The 20,526-nt window shown below is 59.7% G+C and carries 18 protein-coding genes and 1 pseudogene; 12 read left to right on the top strand and 7 right to left on the bottom strand.

Annotated elements, in window-relative coordinates; all coding sequences use genetic code 11:
• Positions 1 to 15 precede the first annotated feature (15 nt).
• Genes BST95_RS05845 through BST95_RS05835 form a run of 3 tightly spaced genes read right to left on the bottom strand, consistent with a single transcriptional unit; the run spans position 16 to position 2,578 of the window.
• A complete protein-coding gene (locus BST95_RS05845) occupies positions 16 to 711 on the bottom strand; it encodes a M15 family metallopeptidase (protein WP_084198529.1) in 696 nt (231 codons plus the stop codon).
• On the bottom strand, positions 708 to 1,406 hold the full coding sequence (sfsA, locus tag BST95_RS05840; protein ID WP_084198528.1) for a DNA/RNA nuclease SfsA: 699 nt from the start codon (positions 1,404 to 1,406) through the stop codon (positions 708 to 710). Before sfsA ends, BST95_RS05845 begins: the two co-directional genes overlap by 4 nt.
• Positions 1,403 to 2,578 (bottom strand): pyridoxal phosphate-dependent aminotransferase, encoded by a 1,176-nt coding sequence (locus BST95_RS05835; RefSeq protein WP_084198527.1) that lies wholly within the window; start codon positions 2,576 to 2,578, stop codon positions 1,403 to 1,405. Before BST95_RS05835 ends, sfsA begins: the two co-directional genes overlap by 4 nt.
• Before the next feature lie 161 nt (positions 2,579 to 2,739).
• Here BST95_RS05835 and dksA point away from each other — a divergent pair, with 161 nt between their 5' ends.
• The 10 genes and pseudogenes from dksA to panC all read left to right on the top strand — a co-directional run.
• A complete protein-coding gene (dksA, locus tag BST95_RS05830; RefSeq protein WP_066055592.1) occupies positions 2,740 to 3,198 on the top strand; it encodes an RNA polymerase-binding protein DksA in 459 nt (152 codons plus the stop codon).
• 4 nt (positions 3,199 to 3,202) lie between these two features.
• Complete coding sequence (gluQRS, locus tag BST95_RS05825; RefSeq protein WP_229801782.1) at positions 3,203 to 4,102, top strand: tRNA glutamyl-Q(34) synthetase GluQRS; 900 nt, start codon at positions 3,203 to 3,205, stop codon at positions 4,100 to 4,102.
• Between the two features lie 79 nt (positions 4,103 to 4,181).
• Entirely contained in the window at positions 4,182 to 4,358 is a 177-nt protein-coding gene (locus BST95_RS19640; protein ID WP_157114459.1) for a hypothetical protein, read from the top strand.
• Complete coding sequence (locus BST95_RS05820) at positions 4,348 to 7,302, top strand: ATP-binding protein (protein WP_084198525.1); 2,955 nt, start codon at positions 4,348 to 4,350, stop codon at positions 7,300 to 7,302. Before BST95_RS19640 ends, BST95_RS05820 begins: the two co-directional genes overlap by 11 nt.
• Positions 7,303 to 7,391: 89 nt before the next feature.
• Positions 7,392 to 8,825 carry a sigma-54-dependent transcriptional regulator gene (locus BST95_RS05815; protein ID WP_084198524.1) on the top strand — a complete coding sequence of 478 codons (1,434 nt, stop codon included), beginning with the start codon at positions 7,392 to 7,394 and terminating at the stop codon, positions 8,823 to 8,825.
• 537 nt (positions 8,826 to 9,362) lie between these two features.
• Positions 9,363 to 10,655 carry a polynucleotide adenylyltransferase PcnB gene (pcnB, locus tag BST95_RS05810; protein ID WP_084198523.1) on the top strand — a complete coding sequence of 431 codons (1,293 nt, stop codon included), beginning with the start codon at positions 9,363 to 9,365 and terminating at the stop codon, positions 10,653 to 10,655.
• Positions 10,652 to 11,194, top strand: a complete 543-nt coding sequence (gene folK, locus BST95_RS05805) for a 2-amino-4-hydroxy-6-hydroxymethyldihydropteridine diphosphokinase (protein ID WP_084198522.1) — start codon at positions 10,652 to 10,654, stop codon at positions 11,192 to 11,194. The genes pcnB and folK overlap by 4 nt, the downstream gene beginning before the upstream one ends.
• Positions 11,185 to 11,841 carry a deoxynucleoside kinase gene (locus tag BST95_RS05800; protein ID WP_066056210.1) on the top strand — a complete coding sequence of 219 codons (657 nt, stop codon included), beginning with the start codon at positions 11,185 to 11,187 and terminating at the stop codon, positions 11,839 to 11,841. Before folK ends, BST95_RS05800 begins: the two co-directional genes overlap by 10 nt.
• Positions 11,842 to 11,849: 8 nt before the next feature.
• Positions 11,850 to 12,641: a 3-methyl-2-oxobutanoate hydroxymethyltransferase gene (panB, locus tag BST95_RS05795; RefSeq protein WP_084198521.1), complete on the top strand. Its 792-nt coding sequence runs from the start codon at positions 11,850 to 11,852 to the stop codon at positions 12,639 to 12,641.
• Positions 12,642 to 12,892: 251 nt separating this feature from the next.
• Positions 12,893 to 13,665: pseudogene (gene panC, locus BST95_RS21320) on the top strand (pantoate--beta-alanine ligase); the annotation flags it as partial.
• A gap of 125 nt (positions 13,666 to 13,790) precedes the next feature.
• Here panC and proB read toward each other — a convergent pair.
• The 4 genes from proB to rplU all read right to left on the bottom strand — a co-directional run bounded on the left by proB (position 13,791) and on the right by rplU (position 16,996).
• Positions 13,791 to 14,912, bottom strand: coding sequence for a glutamate 5-kinase (gene proB, locus BST95_RS05785; RefSeq protein WP_084198520.1), 1,122 nt, complete (start codon positions 14,910 to 14,912; stop codon positions 13,791 to 13,793).
• The gene (cgtA, locus tag BST95_RS05780) at positions 14,913 to 16,121 is read right to left on the bottom strand and encodes an Obg family GTPase CgtA (protein WP_084198519.1); all 1,209 of its coding nucleotides are present in this window, start codon (positions 16,119 to 16,121) and stop codon (positions 14,913 to 14,915) included.
• Between the two features lie 288 nt (positions 16,122 to 16,409).
• Positions 16,410 to 16,667: a 50S ribosomal protein L27 gene (rpmA, locus tag BST95_RS05775; RefSeq protein ID WP_066055624.1), complete on the bottom strand. Its 258-nt coding sequence runs from the start codon at positions 16,665 to 16,667 to the stop codon at positions 16,410 to 16,412.
• Between the two features lie 17 nt (positions 16,668 to 16,684).
• The gene (gene rplU, locus BST95_RS05770) at positions 16,685 to 16,996 is read right to left on the bottom strand and encodes a 50S ribosomal protein L21 (RefSeq protein WP_066055627.1); all 312 of its coding nucleotides are present in this window, start codon (positions 16,994 to 16,996) and stop codon (positions 16,685 to 16,687) included.
• 281 nt (positions 16,997 to 17,277) lie between these two features.
• Between rplU and BST95_RS05765 the strand changes: the two genes are divergently transcribed.
• Both BST95_RS05765 and pgi read left to right on the top strand, forming a co-directional pair.
• Positions 17,278 to 18,240 (top strand): polyprenyl synthetase family protein, encoded by a 963-nt coding sequence (locus tag BST95_RS05765; RefSeq protein WP_084198518.1) that lies wholly within the window; start codon positions 17,278 to 17,280, stop codon positions 18,238 to 18,240.
• Positions 18,241 to 18,353: 113 nt separating this feature from the next.
• Positions 18,354 to 19,988, top strand: coding sequence for a glucose-6-phosphate isomerase (pgi, locus tag BST95_RS05760; RefSeq protein WP_084198517.1), 1,635 nt, complete (start codon positions 18,354 to 18,356; stop codon positions 19,986 to 19,988).
• The last annotated feature ends 538 nt before the right edge of the window (positions 19,989 to 20,526 follow it).

The following is a 20,526-nucleotide window of genomic DNA, read 5'->3' as shown; positions in this document are numbered from 1 at the left end:
CCCCCCTCGCTCGCTTTACGCGGGACACCACCCTTCAGGCACCTGCACGTAGCGGTTAAAAATCTGCTCCAGATCTGCTTCGATTTCGGCGCGCAAGCCCAGCTCAATACCTTCCCAGCTCTGGTGCAACAACTGCGGCGTCAATGCCCCTTCACAGCCCGTGGCCAGCGGTGCGTAGCTAAGATGCCAGCGCTCGGGCGCAACACCTCCACGATCTTCACCGTAGGGCCGGTAGAAGCCATGCGATTGCCTCTGGGCCATACGCTCATCCAGCCAGCAGTGGAGCGGATCGAACATGCCACCCGGGGCAACCTCCTCTGGACTTAACTGCAGGCGATAACCCTCGGGCAGTGCGGCTGCGTCAAACACATCCAGATCAGTGCCCCAGTGATGGCGTGACGCACCCGGTAGCGCTGAAAAGCGCAGAATGGCGTGGAGCCGCTCGACAGGGGTCATGGCATCGGCATCAAGGAGGTTGCCCGCATCATCGTGCAGGCTTCGCTCACCCGCCGCCTTGCCATTGAAGATAGCTAATTGACGCACAAAGGAGCGGAAGCAACTGGCGGGGGCGAGGTCGAAGCCGGCCTCCCTGGCATCCGCCTGCAACCGGGCAAACGCGGCTGCCGCGGCAGGACTCAGCCGCGCCGGGGTGTCCGCCGCTACCAGATGGGATTCTTCGCGGCCCGTGAGCTGAGACAGCAAGAGCGTCATTGGGGATCCACGCTAAACGTGAGCGACCTGCTAAGGGCCATTTGTTGCGGCGAGACGGAAGCGCCCCAGGCCATGACCTCCACACCGGCATCGATAACCTCAGCCAGCGTGTCCCGGTAGCGCGGGTCGATCTCACCGGCGGCACTCACATGGTCGATGCCCTCGTGCAGGGCACAGAAAAACATCACCGCGCGGGTGCCCGGGCCCAGCACGTCGCGCAGTTCCTGCAGGTGCTTGCGGCCGCGGTCGCTGACCGCGTCCGGGAACAAACCCTGGCCACGCGCCGAGCACAATGTCACGGACTTTACCTCCACATAGACCTTGCCAGTGTCACCCTCAAGCAAGAGGTCAGCGCGACTGCCGTTGCCGTATTTCACCTCAGTGCGAATTTCCGGGTAGTCTGTAAAACCCGGGATAAGACCGCTGGTAAAGGCCTCCTTTACCAGGGCATTGGCGCGCACCGAGTGGATACAGGCCATACCGGCGCCCGTTTCCACCAGTTCCCAGGTGTGCGGATATTTGCGGGTTTTCGAATCCGACCGGCTCAGCCACACCCGCCAGCCCGGCTCGGCGCAACCGGTCATGGCACCGGTATTGGGGCAATGGACGGTAATCACTTTACCGCTGTCGAGCTCCACATCGGCCAGGAAGCGCTTGTACCGCTTGATCAAGGTGCCTTCGATCAGGTCACTCACCGCAACACCCCAGCGAGGCGCTCCACCGCCAGCTCCAGCCGGTCCATTGACGCGGTATAGCAGAAGCGCAGGTGTTCTGCGGCGCGATGGTGGCCGAAGTCCAGACCTGGGGTCAGCGCCACACCGTGCTCTTCCAGCATTTGCAGGCAAAACGCCTGGCTGTTATCGGTAAACCTGGAGGCATCGGCATAAATGTAGAATGCACCTTCAGGCTTGCAGGGCACGTCAAAGCCGAGCGTCTGTACTGCGGGATAGAGAAAGTCACGTCGCTGCCGGAAAATATCCCGGCGCTCGTCCAGCAGTTCACGCGTTGCCGGCTCAAAACCGGCCAGTGCCGCATACTGAGCCATGGTCGACATGGAGATAAACAGGTTTTGGGCCAGCTTCTCCATCTCCTCTACCGCCGCCTCCGGCGCCACTAGCCAGCCGAGGCGCCAGCCCGTCATACCGAAATACTTGGAGAAACTGTTGATGACGAATGCGTCATCATCGACCTCGAGCACGCTCGGCGTGGCCGCGTCATAGCCCAGGCCGTGATAAATCTCGTCGACCACCAGGTAGCCTTTGCGCTGCCGCACTGCGGCGGCGACAGCCGCCAGCTCCTCGCGCGACAGCGCAGTGCCGGTGGGGTTGGCCGGTGAGGCCAGCATGGCGCCAATGGTATTAGCTTGCCAGTGATCGCCCATCAGTTCAGGTGTCATCTGATAGCGGGTGCTGGCGTCAACAGGCACCAACTGCCCCTGCCCCTCGACCAGGCGCAAGAAGTGACGATTGCAGGGATAACCCGGGTCAGCCATGAGCATGCCGTCACCGGGATTCATCAGCAGCGAGGCAATCAGCAGCAAGGCACCGGAGGCTCCCGGGGTGATCATGATTCGGCGGGGCGAAATATCCAGGCCATATTCTGTCTGATAAAACGTCGACAGCGCCTCGCGCAACGCCGGCAGCCCGGCTGCTTCGGAGTAATAGGTGGCGCCGTCGGCAAGCGCCTTGCGCCCCGCCTCAACAATCGGCGCCACGGTGGCGAAATCCGGTTCGCCGGCGGCAAGGTGCACAATATCGCGCCCCTGGGCTTCCAGCTCCCGGGCCCGCGTCAGCACTTCCACCACCCTGAATGGCTCTATTTCCTGCAGGCGCCGGGCGAAGCCACCGGGCCTTGATTTATTCTGCATACATCCCCCGCTTATCAAGGAGCCATTCTAGCAACAGACTAAAAAGCTGGCACGCAGTCAATGAATCTGGTAGTTTCTCCGCCCTTGGCCTGATCGGGATTTCCCAATCGGCCATTCTGTGAGTATTGTGTCGTCAATGTTTTTAGTTATGGAAGACAACCATGCCTAGAGCAGCAGCTAAAAAGCCCGCCAAAAAAGCAGCCTCCGTCGAGTTCAAGAACTTCGTGCCTTATAAGCCCAAGCGCGGCGAAGAGTACATGAACGAGAAGCAGTGCGAGCATTTCAAAGCCATCCTCTTGAACTGGAAAGCCGAGTTGATGGAAGAAGTGGATCGTACCGTGACTCACATGAAAGATGAGGCCGCCAACTTCCCCGATCCGGCAGATCGCGCTACCCAGGAAGAAGAGTTCAGCCTGGAGCTGCGCACTCGCGACCGCGAGCGCAAGCTGATCAAAAAGATCGATTCCACCATCGAGCGTATCGAGCAGGAAGACTACGGTTTCTGTGATACCTGCGGTATTGAGATCGGCATCAAGCGGCTTGAAGCCCGCCCTACTGCCAACCTCTGCATTGACTGCAAAACACTCGATGAAATCAAGGAGAAGCAGGAGCTGGGCTAAGGCCTTGCCCCACTCTCCCACTGCGTATCGGGGGCGCTTCGCCCCCTCACCGACCGGCCCGCTTCATCTGGGCTCTCTGATTGCCGCTCTTGCAAGTTATCTGGATGCCCGCGCCAGCGATGGTACCTGGCTGGTGCGCATGGAAGATCTCGACCCTCCCCGGGAGCAACCGGGCGCAGCGGACAGTATCTTGCGCAGCCTTGAAGCCCACGGCCTGACCTGGGACGAAAGCGTGCTCTGGCAAAGCCAGCGCCACGAAGCCTATACCGCGGCGCTGGCAGAACTAGAGCGTAAACAACTGCTGTTCAGCTGCGACTGCACGCGAGCAACGCTCGGCCCTGGCGGCGCCTGCCGTGGACGCTGCCTGCCCCGCCAGGAACAACTCAAACCGACCTGCGCACGGCGTGTTCGCGTGCCGGAGAGCACCGTCATCCAGTTTCAAGATGCCTATCAGGGCCCTCAACAGGACGCCCTGGGCAGCGCGCTGCCCGATTTCACCCTGCAGCGCAAAGATTCGCTCTACGCCTACCAATTAGCCGTGGTTGTCGACGATGGTTTCCAGGCTATTAGCCATATTGTTCGGGGCTCAGATCTGCTCGACTCAACTCCACGGCAATACTATTTGCAGCGCTGCCTGGACCTGCCCCAACCGGCGTATGGCCACCTGCCCGTGATTACCAACGAACTGGGGCAGAAATACAGCAAACAGAATCACGCGCCTGCCCTTGATGGCGACCGGGCCGCACACAACCTGCGCCAGGCACTGGCATTTCTGCACCAGAGTGCACCGCCGGCAGACGCAGGCTCGCCACGAGAGATTCTCGACTACGCCTGTCAGCACTGGCAGCCGGGCGCGATTCCCGGGGTAATGGACCTACCCGCCGCACAACTGCCGACGGCCTGAGCTTTACCGACCTGCCCCGCCCGCGTAGTATCGCCCGGGTAACCCCCCAGGCTCTCAACCACAGGGACACCGCCGCACCATGTACATCCAACGCACTCTGCTGCTGGCTATTGCTGTCCTGTTGGTGTGCTTCCCTTTTATTACCGACTGGCTAACCAGCGATTTCAGCGCATGGCTGCGCCCGTACCTGGTGTGGAGTGCCATCGTGTTGGTCGCCTGGCTGGCCCAGCGACCGAGGCAGGGTGATGACCTTTAGCCTCACTGAAATACTGGTTCTGGTAGCGTGCTACCTGTCGCTGCTATTTGCCATTGCGCACCTGGCAGAGCGGCAGATTATTCCCCGCGCCGTCACTCATCATCCGCTCACCTACGTGCTATCACTCGGTGTGTTTGCCGGCGTCATGAGCAGCAACGTGGTGATCGAAGTGGCCTATCGTTACGGCTACAACTTCCTGCTGTATTACTGCGGCGCGGGCCTGGTCTTTCTGCTGGGCACCCTGATACTCGTACCTATTCTGCGCCTGTCGCGGGTTTATCAACTCGCGTCTCTGGCCGACATGCTGGTTTTCCGCTTCCGCAGCTCGCGGGTGGGCGCCGCGATTACCATCACGATGAGCCTGGCCATGCTGCCGCTGTTGGCCCTGCAAATTCAGGTGGTCAGCGACAGTGTGCACTATTTATCAGGCTTCGGTGCTGGCGAAGCTCATTCCGGTTTTCCGCAGATCTCGGTGGCGCTCATGGTGTGCATTGTGATTACCCTGTTTGCGATCCTGTTCGGCACCGGGCACGCCTCATCCCGGCGCCGCAATACCGGCCTGGTAACCGCGATGGCGTTCGAGTCACTGGTCAAGTTACTGGCCCTGCTGGGCGTTATGTTCGCGGTGATTTATCAGCTGTTCAGCGGTCCTGACGATCTCGCCCAATGGCTGCGGGAATACCCGCCTGTTCGCCAGCAACTCACGACCCAGCTGAGCTTTGAAAACGCCCACACCCTGCTCTTGGTATTTTTTGCCGGCGCAGTGTGCATGCCCCACATATTCCACATGATGTTTGCCGAGAACACCGAGAGCAAGCACCTGTACACGGCCTCCTGGGGTGTCCCGCTGTACCTGATGTGCCTGAGCCTGCCGGTTTTACCGCTGGCCTGGGGTGGCATGATGCTGGAACACCCCATACCCATGGCCTACTCCGGGATTGCCATCGGCCAGTATCTAAACCTGCCCAATGTATCGATCATGGCCTTTATCGCTACCTTGTCGGCGGCCACCGCGACGATTGTGGTGACCACCCTGGCGCTGGCCAATATGTGCCTCAACCACCTGATCCTGCCCTATGGCCTGCTCAAGTTAGCTGAAGAAGCCGATATCTATCGGCCGCTGCGACATATCCGCAGAGTATTCATCGTCGTGCTTATCCTGGCGGGTTACGGGTTTTACCTGGGGCTCGACGACAGCCAGAACCTGACCGCCCTGGCACTGGTGGCCTTTTCCGGTACGCTGCAATTTTTGCCTGGCATCATTGCCACACCGCACTGGCCAAGGGCTAATCGCCGCGGCCTGCTGGCCGGGCTCGCCGGCGGCCTGGGCGTGTGGCTGGCACTGATTATGATGCCCGCCATTCTTGGCGACCCCCAAATCCTCGACGCCCTGTTTCCCTCCATGGCCGCAGACAGAGTCAGCATGTGGGCCATGGTCACCATCCTGTCACTGGGCTTTAACGTGGCATTGTTTGCAGCGGTATCACTGCTTACCGAACCGACCGCTGATGAGCGTATTGCGGCGGAAATCTGCGCGATGGATGAGCTGGCCCGCCCCACTCGACAGATCCTGCCACTGGCGTCTGCCGCCGGATTCAGTGAGCAACTGGCGCCGGTGCTGGGCGAAAAGGCGGCAGCCGACGAGGTGCAACGCGCCCTGGCAGAACTCCATTTTGAGGAGGACGAGAACCGTCCCTACGCCTTGCGTCGGCTGCGCCGGCGTATTGAAGCAAACCTCTCCGGGTTGCTGGGCCCCTCCGTGGCCCACACTATTATCGAGCAGGCCATCCCATTCGTGGACAGCGGCACCGAAGATATCAACCTGATCGAACGCAACCTGGATTCAGGTCAGGTCCAGTTCACCGGCCTCGCCGCCGATCTGGATAAACTGCGACGGCGCTACCGGGAGACACTGGACAAGCTGCCCATCGGGGTGTGCTCTATCGGCACTGACGGTGAAATGCTGATGTGGAACGCGGCCATGGAAGACCTGACAGAGGTCACTGCCGACGATGTACAGGGCTCGCTACTGACAACCCTGCCCGATCCCTGGCAGGCGCTGCTGGCCGACTTCCAACGCAGCGAGGACGATACTGTGCTCAGTGCCGAAATCACCACCGACCCCACCGACCCGCGCTGGGTTAGCCTGCACAAAACCAGCGCCGCCGGTGGCGACACCGTTATTCTGGTGGAGGACATTACCGCCTACGAACGCCTCGAGGCAGAACTGTTACACAACGAGCGGCTGGCGTCGATCGGTCGCCTGGCCGCCGGGGTCGCCCACGAGATCGGCAATCCGGTCACAGGTATCGCATGCCTGGCCCAGAATCTGGAATATGCGGACGATCCCGAAGAGATAGCCCTCACCGCCCAGGATATTCTCAAGCAGACCGACCGGGTCACTAAAATCGTGGAGTCGCTGGTCAACTTTTCCCACGCAGGCTCGAGCAACGAATCCATTGAGCTGGGTCCCTGCAATCTCGCCGACTGTATCGATGAGGCCATCCACCTGCTGTCGCTGGACCGGGATGCCCGCCAGGTGCGCTACACCAACCACTGCGACCGGGAGCTGGTGGTGCTGGGCGACAGCCAGCGCCTGCTGCAGGTGTTCGTCAATCTGATTGGCAATGCGCGGGATGCCTGTGACGATGAGGGGCACATTCAGGTACAGGCCTATACCCGCGGCGAACACATCCTCGTGGATGTCGACGACAACGGCAGCGGGATCCCAGCAGAGCTGCAAAACCAGGTGTTCGACCCCTTCTTCACCACCAAGGATCCCGGCGCCGGCACCGGCCTGGGACTTGCCCTCGTATACAGCATCATGGACGACCTGGGCGGCTCTGTGCAGCTCACCAGCCCCCTCCAGGAGGGCCCTCATCCCGGCACTCGCTTTACGCTCAAGCTTGCTACCAGCAGTTACGGTAGCCAGTTCGATATGTAACTCTCGCCCACACTTTAACCCCCCACAAGCTGGCAACTTGGCCGCGCTAGGAGTATGTTGTGTCAGTTGTACACAACAGGTAACAACCCATGCAGCAAATTCTCGTTGTTGAAGACGAAAGTGTTATTCGTACTGCCTTGCGCCGCTTGCTCGAACGGAGCAACTACGAGGTCAGTGAGGCCGGCTCGGTCCAACAGGCCGAGGCAGAGTTCAACTTTGAGGATTTTGACCTAATTATCAGCGACTTACGCCTGCCCGGCGCACCCGGCACCGACCTTATCAAGAAGGCCGGCGATGTGCCCGTGCTGATTATGACCAGCTATGCCAGCCTGCGCTCCGCAGTGGACTCCATGCGTATGGGCGCAGTCGACTATATCGCCAAGCCCTTTGATCACGCCGATATGATCAGCGCCGTGGAGCGAATTATTGCCGATCATCCCACCGCACGCGCTGAGCGGGAGAAAGAGAGCCAGCGCCGGGCGAGCAACGCCGCTGGCATCACTGGCATTATTGGCAACTGCCCCGCTATGCTCACCCTGTTCGAGCATATCGAGCGTTTCGCACCCACTGAATCGACCGTGCTGGTACTGGGCGAGACCGGCACAGGCAAGGAACTGGTGGCTCGCAGCGTCCATCAGCGCAGCAGCCGAGCCGAGAAAACGCTGATCTCGGTGAACTGTGCCGCCATCCCCGACACGCTGATCGAATCCGAGCTGTTTGGCTACGAGAAGGGTGCGTTTACCGGGGCGAACACCAGTCGCATGGGTCTCATCGAAGCCGCTGATGGCGGCACCCTGTTCCTCGATGAAATTGGCGAACTGCCCATGGAGGCACAGGCCCGCTTGCTGCGCTTTATTCAGGAAGGCGAGATCCGCCGAATCGGCTCTGTGCACTCACGCAAAGTCAACGTGCGCCTGATTTGCGCCACCCACCGCAACCTGCAGCAGCTTTCCGCCGAGGGCCAATTCCGCCAGGACCTTTACTACCGAATTAATGTCCTGCGCCTGTCACTGCCCCCACTGCGCGAGCGCGGCAAGGATATTCTCCATCTGGCCGAGAGTATGGTGCAGTCGCAGGTACAAAAGCTGGGCCGACCGGCCATGCAGCTCGCTCCCAAGGCCATTCAGGCTATAACCACCTACCAGTGGCCAGGCAACGTCCGCGAGCTTGAGCATGCCATCGAGCGCGCTGTCGTCCTCAGTAGTGGCACCGAAATCGACAACGAAAGCCTGGGTATCGATCTGGAGCTGGTGAACATCAATCGCATTCGCGGCCAGGAGGGCATTGCTGCCACCCCTGCTCCCCGCACCAGATCAGCCAGCGAACCCCAGGAAGACCTCTCCCTGGAAGACTACTTCCAGCGCTTCGTCCTGGAGCACCAGGACTCGATGAGCGAGACCGAGCTGGCACAGAAGCTCGGGGTCAGTCGAAAGTGTCTCTGGGAGCGTCGCCAGCGCTTTGGCATCCCCAGAAGCAAGGCGGGTAACACCCCTCGACGCAGAAAAACCGCCGCTCAGTCCTGAAACGTAACGTTACCCTACCCCTATGTGGTTACGAATGCCGGGGTATTAAGGTAACAAACACGGATGAAAGGGGTATCATAGCCTTCACTAAAAAAAACTAAGTCATTGTTTTTAAACATTATTTCAAAAGCTGGCACAGCAACTGCAGTTTAAGGCGCGCATCACCAATAAAAATAACAGATGCGTTAATAACAATAATACTTATCACTATGGACCTGGATGGGGAAGAACTTCTTCCCCTTCAATTTCATAACAATAAAATCCCACAGGTAGGGTTTGGCTAGCGATATTGTCGGCCTTTGCCTTGGTTGTAACTTTTTACAGTTATGAGCGATTGGGCATTTAACAAAACCATGTTTTGATAAGTGTCTATAAAAATAACAGCACCTTAGAAATAATAATAACTCTCGATGTGAGACCTGGATGGGGAAAACTCTGTTTTCCCCATTATTCATTTCCCCTTTTGAAAACCGACCAACAGCAACCTTGTGATAGACTGCGCGCCAGTTACCACCCCCTGATACAGGCAGAATTGGCTTGAACGTAATCCCCAGGGATCAACACTGTATTTCCCGCAAGCACATCAGCGACAGCGCACTGAAGGTCATGTCGCGCCTGCGCGGCCAGGGCCACCAGGCCTATCTGGTCGGCGGCGCCGTGCGCGATCTGCTACTTGGCGGCCACCCCAAAGACTTCGACATTGCCACCGACGCCACCCCAGAGGAAGTGCACCAGTTGTTTCGCAACTCGCGCATCATCGGCCGTCGCTTCCGTATCGTCCACGTGCGCTTCGGACGCGAGATCATCGAGGTCACCACGTTCCGCGGCCACCACGACAACGGCGAAGCAGACGCCCGAGCCAACAGCGGCAACCACTCGCGACAGTCCGCCAGCGGCATGCTGCTGCGAGACAACGTCTACGGCACCCTGGAAGAAGATGCAGTGCGTCGCGACCTCACGGTCAACGCGCTTTACTATGATGCCGGTACGTTCGAGGTTTACGATCACGTACACGGCTTGGAAGACCTGGAAAAGCGCCATATCTGCATTATTGGCGATCCGCAGGTGCGCTTTCGGGAAGACCCGGTACGCATGCTGAGGGCTGTTCGCTTCGCCGCCAAACTCGACTTTGGTATCGACAGCGACACCGCAGCCGCCATCCCCGAATGCGCCCACCTGCTGCGAGACATTCCCGCCGCCCGCCTGTTTGATGAGTTTCTCAAATTGTTCCTGTCCGGCTACGCGGCGGCCACCCTGGAACAACTGCTACGCCACGACCTGCTCCAGTTCCTGTTTCCGGAAACGAGCGAGCTTTTGCTGGAGGATGAGCACTACCTCGCCCTCGTACGAGCCGCCATGGCCAATACTGACGAGCGCATCGCCCAGGACAAACCGGTTACCCCCGCCTTCCTGCTCGCCGCGCTGCTGTGGCCCGTGGCCAGTCGCCTGGCCAGCCAACTTGAGGCCCGGGGCGAGCCGCCCATGCCTGCCATGCACAGCGCAGCCCAGCAAACCATTGCCGAAGCGGTTCAATTCGTATCGATTCCGCGCCGCTTCAGCCAGCCCATGCGCGAGATCTGGGAATTTCAGCTGCGTCTCAAAAAGCGCCAGGGGAAAAAGGCGGCGGAGCTGGTGGAGCATCGCCGATTCCGGGCCGCCTACGATTTCCTGCTGCTGCGCGAACAGGCCGGGGAGGAAACCGATGGCCTCGGTGAGTTCTGGACCCAGTACCAACACCTGGCACCGCAAGACCGGCACCGACAGCCAGAACGCGACGGGCCGCGTCGCCGCCGACGCCCGCGCCGTCGGCGCAGCAACAAGAGCGAATGATTCGCACCTATATCGCCCTGGGCAGTAATCTGGCCCAGCCCCTGACCCAATTGCGCCAGGCCGTCATGGCTCTGGCCAAACTTCCTGACAGTCAGTTGATCGCCAGTTCGCTCGCCTACCGCAGCAAAGCCGTGGGCCCCGGCGAGCAACCGGACTATCTGAATGCCGTCGTCCGTATCGATACAACCCTCACCCCCATCGCACTTCTGGACGCGCTACAGGCCATTGAAAACCAGCAGGGGCGCCTGCGTACCGAGCGCTGGGGGGCGCGGACCCTCGATCTAGATATGCTGCTCTATGGCGAGCAAACGATCGACGAACAGCGTCTGCAGGTCCCTCACCCGCGCATGACAGAGCGCGACTTCGTGCTGCAACCACTGGCCGACATCGCGCCACCAAAAATGATGCTGCCGGACGGCCGCGAACTTGATACATTACTAGGCCGATGTCCCAGGGGTGAACTGGTTCGCACAGAACTGACTATCGCCCCGGACAATGCAGGCCCAGATTCGGAGACCCGGCCATCAAGATCGACCTGAAGGGGCGCAACCCGCCCGCCTACATCGCCGTCGAGGGCCCTATTGGGGTCGGCAAGACCACGCTAACCAAACGCCTGGCAGCCACGTTCAACTACCAGACCTTGCTCGAGGAGGCGGAGCAGAACCCGTTTCTTGAGAAGTTTTATCGCAATCGCCAGCAGGCCGCCCTCGCCACCCAACTATTCTTTCTGTTCCAGCGGGCACAAAAACTCCAGGACCTGCGCCAGGCTGACATCTTCGAGCCCGTTCGAGTGGCGGACTTCCTGATCGAGAAAGACCCACTGTTTGCACGTATCAATCTGGACAGAGAAGAGTTCCAGCTCTATGAAAAGGTGTATCAGCAACTGACCATCGATGCCCCTAAACCCGATCTGGTCATTTATCTGCAGGCGTCCACTGACGTGCTGCAATCGCGAATTGATCAGCGTGGAATCCCCGCCGAACAGGCCATCGATAGGGATTATCTGGAGCGTCTGAACGAAGTGTACAGTGAGTTCTTTCTATATTACGATGGCGCCCCCCTGCTAATCGTGAATGCCAGTGAGATCGACCTGGCCAACGGCGAGCGGGACTATGGACACCTGGTGGACTACATGCTGGATATCCGCAGTGGCCGCCATTATTTCAACCCAACATTTTTTGGATAGTCTGCGCCATGGCCAAGGTAACCACCAGCACCCTGGACAAGATGAAAGCCGCCGGCGAGAAGTTCGTCTGCATCACCGCCTACGACGCCACCTTTGCGCGACTTGTTAGCGAGGCCGGCGCTGAAACTATTCTCGTGGGTGATTCCCTCGGCATGGTCCTGCAAGGACACGACAGCACCATCCCGGTCACTGTCGATGACATGGCCTATCACACCGAGTGCGTGTGCCGCGCCCAGCCAGATTCACTGGTAATCGCCGACATGCCTTTCATGAGCTACACCACCCCCGAGCAGACGATGGCCAACGCCACAGCCCTCATGCAGGCGGGCGCGCAAATGGTCAAAATGGAGGGCGGCACTTGGCTGTCGGACAGTATCAGTATGCTGGTGGAGCGCGGTATTCCAGTCTGTGCCCACCTCGGCCTCACCCCCCAGTCTGTCAACCAGTTTGGCGGTTTCAAGGTTCAGGGCCGCACCCCCAAGGAAGCCAAGTCGATTCTTGCTGACGCGGTAGAGATTCAGGACGCCGGCGCCAGCCTGCTGGTGCTGGAGTGTATTCCCTCCCACCTGGCGACAGACATCAGCGAAAAGCTCGATATTCCAGTCATTGGCATTGGCGCTGGCGCTGGCACTGACGCCCAGGTATTGGTGATGCACGACCTGCTTGGCCTGTCCGAACACACGGCGCGCTTCGTGGAAAACTTCATGGACGGACAAACCACCATCCAGGGCGCCCTGCAAGCCTTTGTGCAGGCGGTAAAAGCCGGCCAATACCCTCGCGAAGAGCACAGCTACAGCTGATTTACTGCACCGTTTTGGTGCACAAAAACCCACCTCGCTTTCGATTTTTTGTGATCCATATACCCATTTGTTACAAAAGAACGCTTCCTAAAGTAACAAACGGCGTGAATTTTTCATAAATCCCCATTGCCCACACTTGGGGCATGGGGCATACTTGCCTGCCCTCAAAAGCTGCACAAGCTTTAGGGGAATTCAGTGAGTGTTATTTGCTGGTTTAGCATCACCACCCACCGCGTGGTAGAGGGTTAGATATGCGAACTTACAACAATGCCGCCCAACTGCAGGCTGCGCTCGGGAAACTGCGCCGCGAAGGCCAGACCATTGCCTTTGTGCCCACCATGGGCAATCTGCATGAGGGTCACCTCGATCTGGTCCGCAAAGCGCGGACGCTCTGCGACATTGTCGTCGTCAGCATTTTCGTCAATCCTCTCCAATTTGGCGCCAACGAAGATCTGGATGCCTACCCCCGCACCATGGCCGCCGACAAAGAAAAGCTGTTCAGCGAAGGCGCCCAGGTTTTGTACGCCCCGGCGTGGAAGACATTTACCCCGAGGGCATGGCCGCCCAGACCGTCGTCCAGGTGCCCGATCTCGGTGACACACTCTGCGGAAGCAGTCGCCCGGGCCACTTCGACGGCGTAACCACGGTGGTCAACAAGCTGTTCAACATCGTCCAGCCGGACGTGGCGGCTTTTGGCGAGAAAGATTTCCAGCAGCTGTCGATTGTTCGCAAGATGGTTCGCGACCTGTGTATGCCGGTGAAGGTTGTCGGCGTTCCGACGCGCCGCGACGAGGATGGCCTTGCCATGAGCTCGCGCAATGGTTACCTGACCGGCGTCGAGCGCGAGATCGCACCGCTACTGCACGAGACTCTGAACAATTGCCGCGAAGCCATTGCCTGCGGTTTCGATAATTTCCTGCAACTGGAATCCCACGCCCGTATGAAGCTGCTGCAGGCCGGGTTTGAGCCGGATTATTTTGCCATTCGCGATGCCCGCACCCTGCGCGCAGTCACTGAATACAGTGAAGAGATAGCCATTCTGGCCGCGGCCCGACTGGGCAGCACTCGCCTGATCGACAACGTGCGTCTGTCACTCAACCCCGCCGAAGACTGGGGCATGCTGGCGGACGGCTAAGTCGTCTCACCGATTCAGTTAATCACCAGATTATCCCGGTGCACGAGCTCCTCGCCACCGGTGTAGCCCAGAATTCCCTCGATCTCGCTGGACGCAGAACCCATGATCTGGCGGGTTTCAACAGCACTGTAATTCACCAGCCCACGGGCAATTTCCCGGTTTTCACTGTCGCGACAGGACACCATGTCGCCGCGCTGGAAATCACCCTGCACGCCGCGCACGCCCACAGGCAAAAGGCTGCGGCCTGACTCGCGCAGTACCCGCACAGCGCCATCATCCAGCGCCAGACTGCCGCGCACCTGAACCATTGAGGCCAGCCATTGTTTGCGCGCATTCTGCGGCTGCTTCCCGGTCCGCAACCAGGTTCCGATATTATCGCCAGCAGTCACCCGCGCAATCACATCCTCAACGCGGCCGCCGGCAATCACGGTTTCCGTACCGGACCGCGCAGCGACGCGCGCGGCCCGCAGCTTGGTCACCATACCGCCACGGCCCAGTGCACCGCCTTCCCCGGCCATGGCATCCAGCTCCGGCGCATTGACGTCGCTGCTCTGTACCAACTCCGCTGCGGGGTTCTGCCGAGGGTCTTCGCGGTACAAGCCCTGCTGATCAGTCAGCAACAACAGCGCATCGGCGTCGATCAGGTTGGCCACCAGTGCACCCAGCGTATCGTTGTCGCCAAAGCGAATTTCGTCAGTCACCACGGTGTCGTTCTCATTCACCACGGGCACTACGCCAAGGCCAAGCAGGGTTTTAAGCGTGCCACGAGCATTCAGGTAGCGATCGCGCGCAATGATATCGTCGTGCCCCAGCAACACCTGGGCGGAGATAATGTCATGTTCAGCGAAGGCGTTCTCATAGGCCTGTACCAGTACCGATTGCCCGGCAGCGGCGGCGGCCTGCAACTCGTGCAGCAGCTGTGGGCGGGCACTCATTCCCAGGCGCACAATGCCGGCAGCCACGGCGCCGCTGGACACCAGCACCACTTCGCAGCCGCTGGCCCGCAACTGTGCCAGCTGCGCCACAAGCGTGCGGATCATGTTCTCGTCGAGGCCGCGGCCGTCGTCCGTCAGCAGCGCACTGCCGACCTTGACGACCCAGCGACGGCTGGCGCTTATCTCGGCTCTATTCGTCATTCAGGGTACGTACTCAACATCCACGTCATAGTCATCTTCGTCCCAATCGTCGCCATCCTCGGCATTGGCATCGGCATCGGCATCAGGTCCGCGGCGGCGCTGACTGCGCAGCTCTTCAATGCGCTGGCGCGCCTCGTCCTGCATGCGGTGCTGCAACTCCACATCCGCCAGCGCCAGCTCGGGGTCAGCCGCCTCGCGCTCACGCAGCTCTTCCAGGTAGGCCATGAGGTCGCCACACAGGCGGTCGGTACCCTCGCTCTTGATCGCTGAGATCTCGTAAACAGGGCCCTGCCAGTCCAGTGCCTCAAGCACTTTGGCTTTGCGTTCGGCGAACGTCTCGGCATCTACCAGGTCGGTCTTGTTGAGCACCAACCACCGCTCGCGCTCGGCCAGTGTCGGACTGAAGCGTCCGAGCTCACCGGCAATCGCCAGTGCAGCATCTGCCGGTTCCACGCCGTCATAGGGCGCCATATCTACGATGTGCAGCAGAATTCGGTTGCGGGTCAGGTGCTTAAGGAAGCGGATACCAAGCCCGGCACCTTCCGAGGCACCCTCAATCAGACCGGGGATATCGGCCACCACAAAACTGCGATGAGCCTCGACTTTAACGACGCCGAGGTTGGGCACCAGAGTGGTGAAGGGGTAATCAGCCACTTTGGGCTTGGCGGAGGACACCGCGCGAATAAAGGTGGACTTGCCGGCATTAGGGAGGCCGAGCAGGCCCACATCCGCCAACACTTTCAGCTCGAGTTTCAGCGAGCGGATCTCACCGTCGCTGCCGGGCGTCGTCTGCCGCGGTGCGCGGTTGGTACTGGATTTGAAACGGGTATTTCCCAGGCCGTGGTAACCACCCTGGGCCACCTTCAGCTGCTGACCATCCGCCTGGATGTCACCGAGAATCTCACCGGTATCTTCGTCCAGCACCGTCGTGCCCACGGGCACTTTGAGCACGAGGTCATCGCCGCTCTTGCCGGTGCAGTTACGGCCCTGGCCGGCCTGGCCGGGCTCTGCCTTGTAAGTGCGAACAAAACGGTAGTCGACCATGGTGTTGAGGTTGTTATCCCCCTCCAGGATCACGCTCCCGCCGTCCCCGCCATCGCCCCCATCGGGGCCGCCTTTGGCGATGTACTTCTCACGGCGAAAACTCAGGGCACCATTGCCGCCCTTGCCTGCATGTACTGTGATGTTCGCTTCGTCTACAAACTTCATCTTGGTTGCTCCGGTGCGCTAGTTCCGTGCGCCCCGGCAAAGATTGGTTTACCGCTGGACCCGCCGTGAACCCGTCCATGGAGGCTTATAATCGGCATCCCTGCTTCATACAGTCCATCGGTAAACCAGTCTCTGCCGCGTCGCTCGAGTGCGGCAAAAGCAGCAGGATAGCGTAGTTTCTTGCTGCTCACCGCACAGTCACTGAAGGTGCGCTCATTACTTCTTTGAAAGATAAAAAAAAGCCCCGTCATTTGACGAGGCTTTTTGGTGCATATCGCGTCAGTGCGATCAGGCGCTCACCACCTGAACGAACTTGCGGTTCTTTGGACCGCGGGTAACAAACTCTACTTTGCCGTTTTGCAGGGCAAACAGAGTGTGATCCTTGCCCATGCCTACGTTTTCACCGGCGTGGAACTTGGTGCCACGTTGACGCACGAGAATGTTGCCTGCCAGGACTTCCTGACCGCCGTAGCGCTTGACGCCAAGGCGTTTACTCTCGGAATCGCGTCCGTTACGGGTACTACCACCAGCTTTTTTATGAGCCATTCTTCAAACCCTCCTGTTTACGCCGAAATACCAGTGATTTTCACTTCGGTGAACCACTGGCGGTGGCCAGTTTCTTTCCGATGGTGCTTACGACGGTTGAACTTAACAATTTTCACTTTCTTATGGCGACCGTGGGCAACCACTTCAGCGGTGACCTTGGCGCCGTCTACGACGGGGGTGCCAATTTTGACGTCTTCGCCTGCGCCGGCCAGCAGAACCTTGTCGAACTCGACAGTTTCGCCAGTGGCGGCTTCAATTTTTTCCAGCTTGAGGGTTTCGCCCTCAACTACGCGGTGCTGCTTACCACCGGCTTCGATTACTGCGTACATATTGCACTCCGTTTAATTAGCCTGCTCGCATTTGGAAAAAACCCTTATAAATCAAGGGGGCAGAGCCAGGCACAAACAGTTGGTTAAAGCATCTGCGGCAACCCATAGGGTGCAGCAGGAGTCAGAGGGCGGCGATTTTACTGAAAACCACCCACCCTCGCAAGGGTTAATTATTGGCTAAAAACAATAGCTTGCGCTGGCCGGGACCTCTGCCGCCGTGCGCTTGACAGGGGTGGGGCTGGCCCTAGCATGCCCGGGCCATTTCTTGTTGCTTCATCTATATGCAAAACATACGCGCCGCCGTGGCCTCTGAGTTCGAGCAGGTCAACCAACTGATTGTTGAACAGCTCCACTCGGACGTGGGCATGGTCGAGAATATCGGCCACTACATTGTCGACGCCGGCGGCAAGCGCCTGCGCCCACTGCTGGTGCTGTTGAGTGCAGCGGCCTTGGGTCCTTGCCAGCAGGACCACATTAAATTTGCCGCGGTGATCGAATTCATTCACACCGCCACCCTGCTCCACGACGATGTGGTCGATATCTCCAGCCTGCGCCGCGGCCGGCCCACCGCCAACGCGGAGTTTGGTAACGCACCATCTGTTCTGGTAGGCGACTTCCTCTATACCCGGGCGTTCCAGCTCATGGTAGAGCTGGCGGACATGGACATTCTGCGGCAGATGGCTGATACCACCAACACTATCGCTGAGGGCGAAGTACTGCAACTGGTCAGGGCCGGCGATGCAAATACGACCGAAGCCCAGTATCTGGAGGTCATCACTCGTAAAACCGCCATCCTGTTTGCTGCAGGCTGTTACGGTGCGGCAGTACTTAGCGGCTGTGACGACGACCGGCGGCAGGCCATGCACGATTTCGGTCTGAACCTCGGCATTGCCTTCCAGATGATCGACGACGTGCTCGACTACGAAGGGGACCCGGCCACCATGGGTAAAAATGTCGGCGACGATCTCACTGAAGGTAAACCGACGCTGCCCCTCATCTACACCCTGGAGCACGGGACCGCAGAAGAGCAGACCCTGGTGCGCAAGGCGATTTCCGAAAAGACGGCCGAGGATATCGACCAGGTGCTGGCTGCCGTACAGCGCTGCGGCGCGCTTGACTACACCCGCTCGGAAGCCAAGCGCTATCACGACATGGCATTGGCTAACCTCGAAGAGCTGCAAGACAATGCGGCGCGCACTGCGCTGGCAGCGGTAACGGCGCTCTCAATCGACCGGGATCACTGATTTAGATTGCGTCCGCGGGCGCCTGTTTTTATACTCAAGGCCCCATCGCAGCATTCCTACAACCACAAAGCTGCCTACAACCACTCGCCGCACTAACAACAAGGACGACGGCAATGGCTGCTACCCTTCTTTCGCAACTTCCCAGCTTTGGGAAGCTCTCTGATATGGCGCTGGCGATGAGCGACAGCTCAGTCAACGACTTATTCACAACCGACCCTGAGCGCGCCTCGCGATACATCCTGGATGCTGCGGGCATCACGCTCGACTACAGCAAGCACCTGCTCGATGACACCGCCCTCGCGGCGCTCTACACCCTGGCTCGCGAGGCGGATCTGGAGCACGCAGCCACGGCCCTGCTCGATGGCACTGAGGTCAACAACACCGAGGCGCGACCGGCACTGCACAGCCTGCTGCGCGCGACCAGCGCACCCGGCCTGGAAGACAAACTGGCACAAGTACAACGCAGCCGAGCCACCATGCGCGACTGGGCCGAGCGCCTCAACAACAGCCAGCACCTGGGCTTCAGTGGCGCCGTCATTACCGACGTGGTCAACATTGGCATCGGAGGCTCTGATCTCGGGCCGCGCCTCGTCACCGAAGCACTGCGCCCCTTCCAGGGCGACGTGGCCTGCCACTACGTGGCCAACGTGGACCCGGCCGATTTACAAAACACCCTGCGGGACCTGAACCCGGACACCACCCTGTTTATTGTCTGCTCCAAGTCCTTCCGCACCGAGGAAACTCTGACCAACAGCCTGGTGGCCCGCGAGTGGATGCTCAACGCCGGCGCCAGCGAGGCCGACCTGGCCATGCATTTCCTGGCCATTACCACCAACCTCGAGGCCGCAACCGAGTTCGGCATTGACGCCGACAATTGCCTGCCCATGTGGGACTGGGTCGGTGGCCGCTACTCGGTGTGGTCAGCCGTCGGCCTGTCCTGCGCCATCGCCGTGGGTTGGGACAACTTTGAACAGTTCCTGGCAGGCGCTGCCGCCATGGACCAGCACTTCGCCGAGGCACCGCTGGAGCAGAATCTACCCGTACTGCTCAGCCTGCTGGAGGTGTGGTACTGCAATTTCTTTGGCGCCGGCAATCACGTCGTCCTGCCCTACGACAACGCGCTACAGCGCTTCCCGGACTTTCTCCAGCAACTCACCATGGAGAGTAACGGCAAAGGCGTGAGCAAATCTGGCCAGCCTGTGGACCACGCCACGGGGCCGGTGCTGTGGGGCTCAGCGGGCACCATGGGCCAGCACTCTTTCCACCAGCTACTCCACCAGGGCACCGAACTGTGCCCGACCGATTTCATCCTGCCGCTGACCACCCACACGGGCATGACCGAGCAACACCGCCGCCTGGTCGCCAATTGCCTGGCCCAGAGCCGCACCATGATGGTGGGCCGCTCGCTGCAGGAGGCGCACGCGTCACTGGTCGAGCGTGGTGTCGACCCAGCGCGAGCGGAGGAACTGGCACCTCACCTGGCTATGCAGGGCAACCGACCGAACTCCGTAATCACAATGGAAGCCCTCACACCAACGACCCTGGGCGCCCTTATTGCCCTGTACGAGCACCGCACGTATTGCAGCGGCGTCATGTGGGGCATCAACTCCTTTGACCAATGGGGTGTCGAGCTGGGCAAGGAAATCGGTGTCCAGATTCTCCGCATCATGGCGGGCGAGAGCACCAACGCTGCGATGGATCCTGCCACCGACCGCTTGATTGCTGCCTGGCAGAAAGCGCAGGACTAGGCCATTTCCGGCTATCCGCCCTGCCGACGGGCGATAGCGTTTCCTCGCGGCCGTATGTTTGCACCAGCAGCTACGGCCGCAGGGCAACTCGGCGTGGGATTGCTTTGCAATCCTCAGGCACGCCTCAAACACTCCCTGCGGAAAGCCCTTCGCTGCTTCTGCAAAACATAAGCACGGCCTGATGGCTCGAAAACCCTATCGCCCGCCGGCATGGCTCCGATCAAGCTAAACGCCAAGCAGGCTTGCGTGTAAAAGACGGCGCGTTATTTGCTCAGAGAACAGACCAGAGCAACGTCACTGGGTAGAGGTGGACGGAACCATCAGGCCACGCTTTTTGCGCAGCGGGAGGCAGCGCAGGGCTTTTCGTGGTGGGTGTTTGAGGAGTGTTTTGGAATTGCGCTGCAATTCCTACTCCGAGTTACGCCGCGACCGGAGCTGCCGGAACTGCCGGAGCGGAGCTTTGTGGCCGTTCCGCCCGCCTCTATCCAGTGACGTTACGACTAGCGTGCAAGCATCCCAAACCCGGCAGCGGTGCTCT

This window comes from Halioglobus japonicus, from assembly GCF_001983995.1.
Taxonomy (GTDB): Bacteria; Pseudomonadota; Gammaproteobacteria; order Pseudomonadales; family Halieaceae; genus Halioglobus; species Halioglobus japonicus.
The sequence above is the reverse complement of the archived record's forward strand: the minus strand, read 5'-3'. Positions and strand labels throughout refer to the sequence as shown.

What these genes read in the sequence shown, in the direction of transcription:
- proB (WP_084198520.1), bottom strand. Translation starts at nt 14,912, where the DNA reads ATGACGAATAGAGCCGAGATAAGCGCCAGCCGTCGCTGGGTCGTCAAG.
- BST95_RS05815 (WP_084198524.1), top strand. Translation starts at nt 7,392, where the DNA reads ATGCAGCAAATTCTCGTTGTTGAAGACGAAAGTGTTATTCGTACTGCC.
- panB (WP_084198521.1), top strand. Translation starts at nt 11,850, where the DNA reads ATGGCCAAGGTAACCACCAGCACCCTGGACAAGATGAAAGCCGCCGGC.
- BST95_RS05820 (WP_084198525.1), top strand. Translation starts at nt 4,348, where the DNA reads ATGACCTTTAGCCTCACTGAAATACTGGTTCTGGTAGCGTGCTACCTG.
- BST95_RS05765 (WP_084198518.1), top strand. Translation starts at nt 17,278, where the DNA reads ATGCAAAACATACGCGCCGCCGTGGCCTCTGAGTTCGAGCAGGTCAAC.
- rpmA (WP_066055624.1), bottom strand. Translation starts at nt 16,667, where the DNA reads ATGGCTCATAAAAAAGCTGGTGGTAGTACCCGTAACGGACGCGATTCC.
- dksA (WP_066055592.1), top strand. Translation starts at nt 2,740, where the DNA reads ATGCCTAGAGCAGCAGCTAAAAAGCCCGCCAAAAAAGCAGCCTCCGTC.
- BST95_RS19640 (WP_157114459.1), top strand. Translation starts at nt 4,182, where the DNA reads ATGTACATCCAACGCACTCTGCTGCTGGCTATTGCTGTCCTGTTGGTG.
- rplU (WP_066055627.1), bottom strand. Translation starts at nt 16,996, where the DNA reads ATGTACGCAGTAATCGAAGCCGGTGGTAAGCAGCACCGCGTAGTTGAG.
- BST95_RS05845 (WP_084198529.1), bottom strand. Translation starts at nt 711, where the DNA reads ATGACGCTCTTGCTGTCTCAGCTCACGGGCCGCGAAGAATCCCATCTG.
- pgi (WP_084198517.1), top strand. Translation starts at nt 18,354, where the DNA reads ATGGCTGCTACCCTTCTTTCGCAACTTCCCAGCTTTGGGAAGCTCTCT.
- BST95_RS05835 (WP_084198527.1), bottom strand. Translation starts at nt 2,578, where the DNA reads ATGCAGAATAAATCAAGGCCCGGTGGCTTCGCCCGGCGCCTGCAGGAA.
- cgtA (WP_084198519.1), bottom strand. Translation starts at nt 16,121, where the DNA reads ATGAAGTTTGTAGACGAAGCGAACATCACAGTACATGCAGGCAAGGGC.
- folK (WP_084198522.1), top strand. Translation starts at nt 10,652, where the DNA reads ATGATTCGCACCTATATCGCCCTGGGCAGTAATCTGGCCCAGCCCCTG.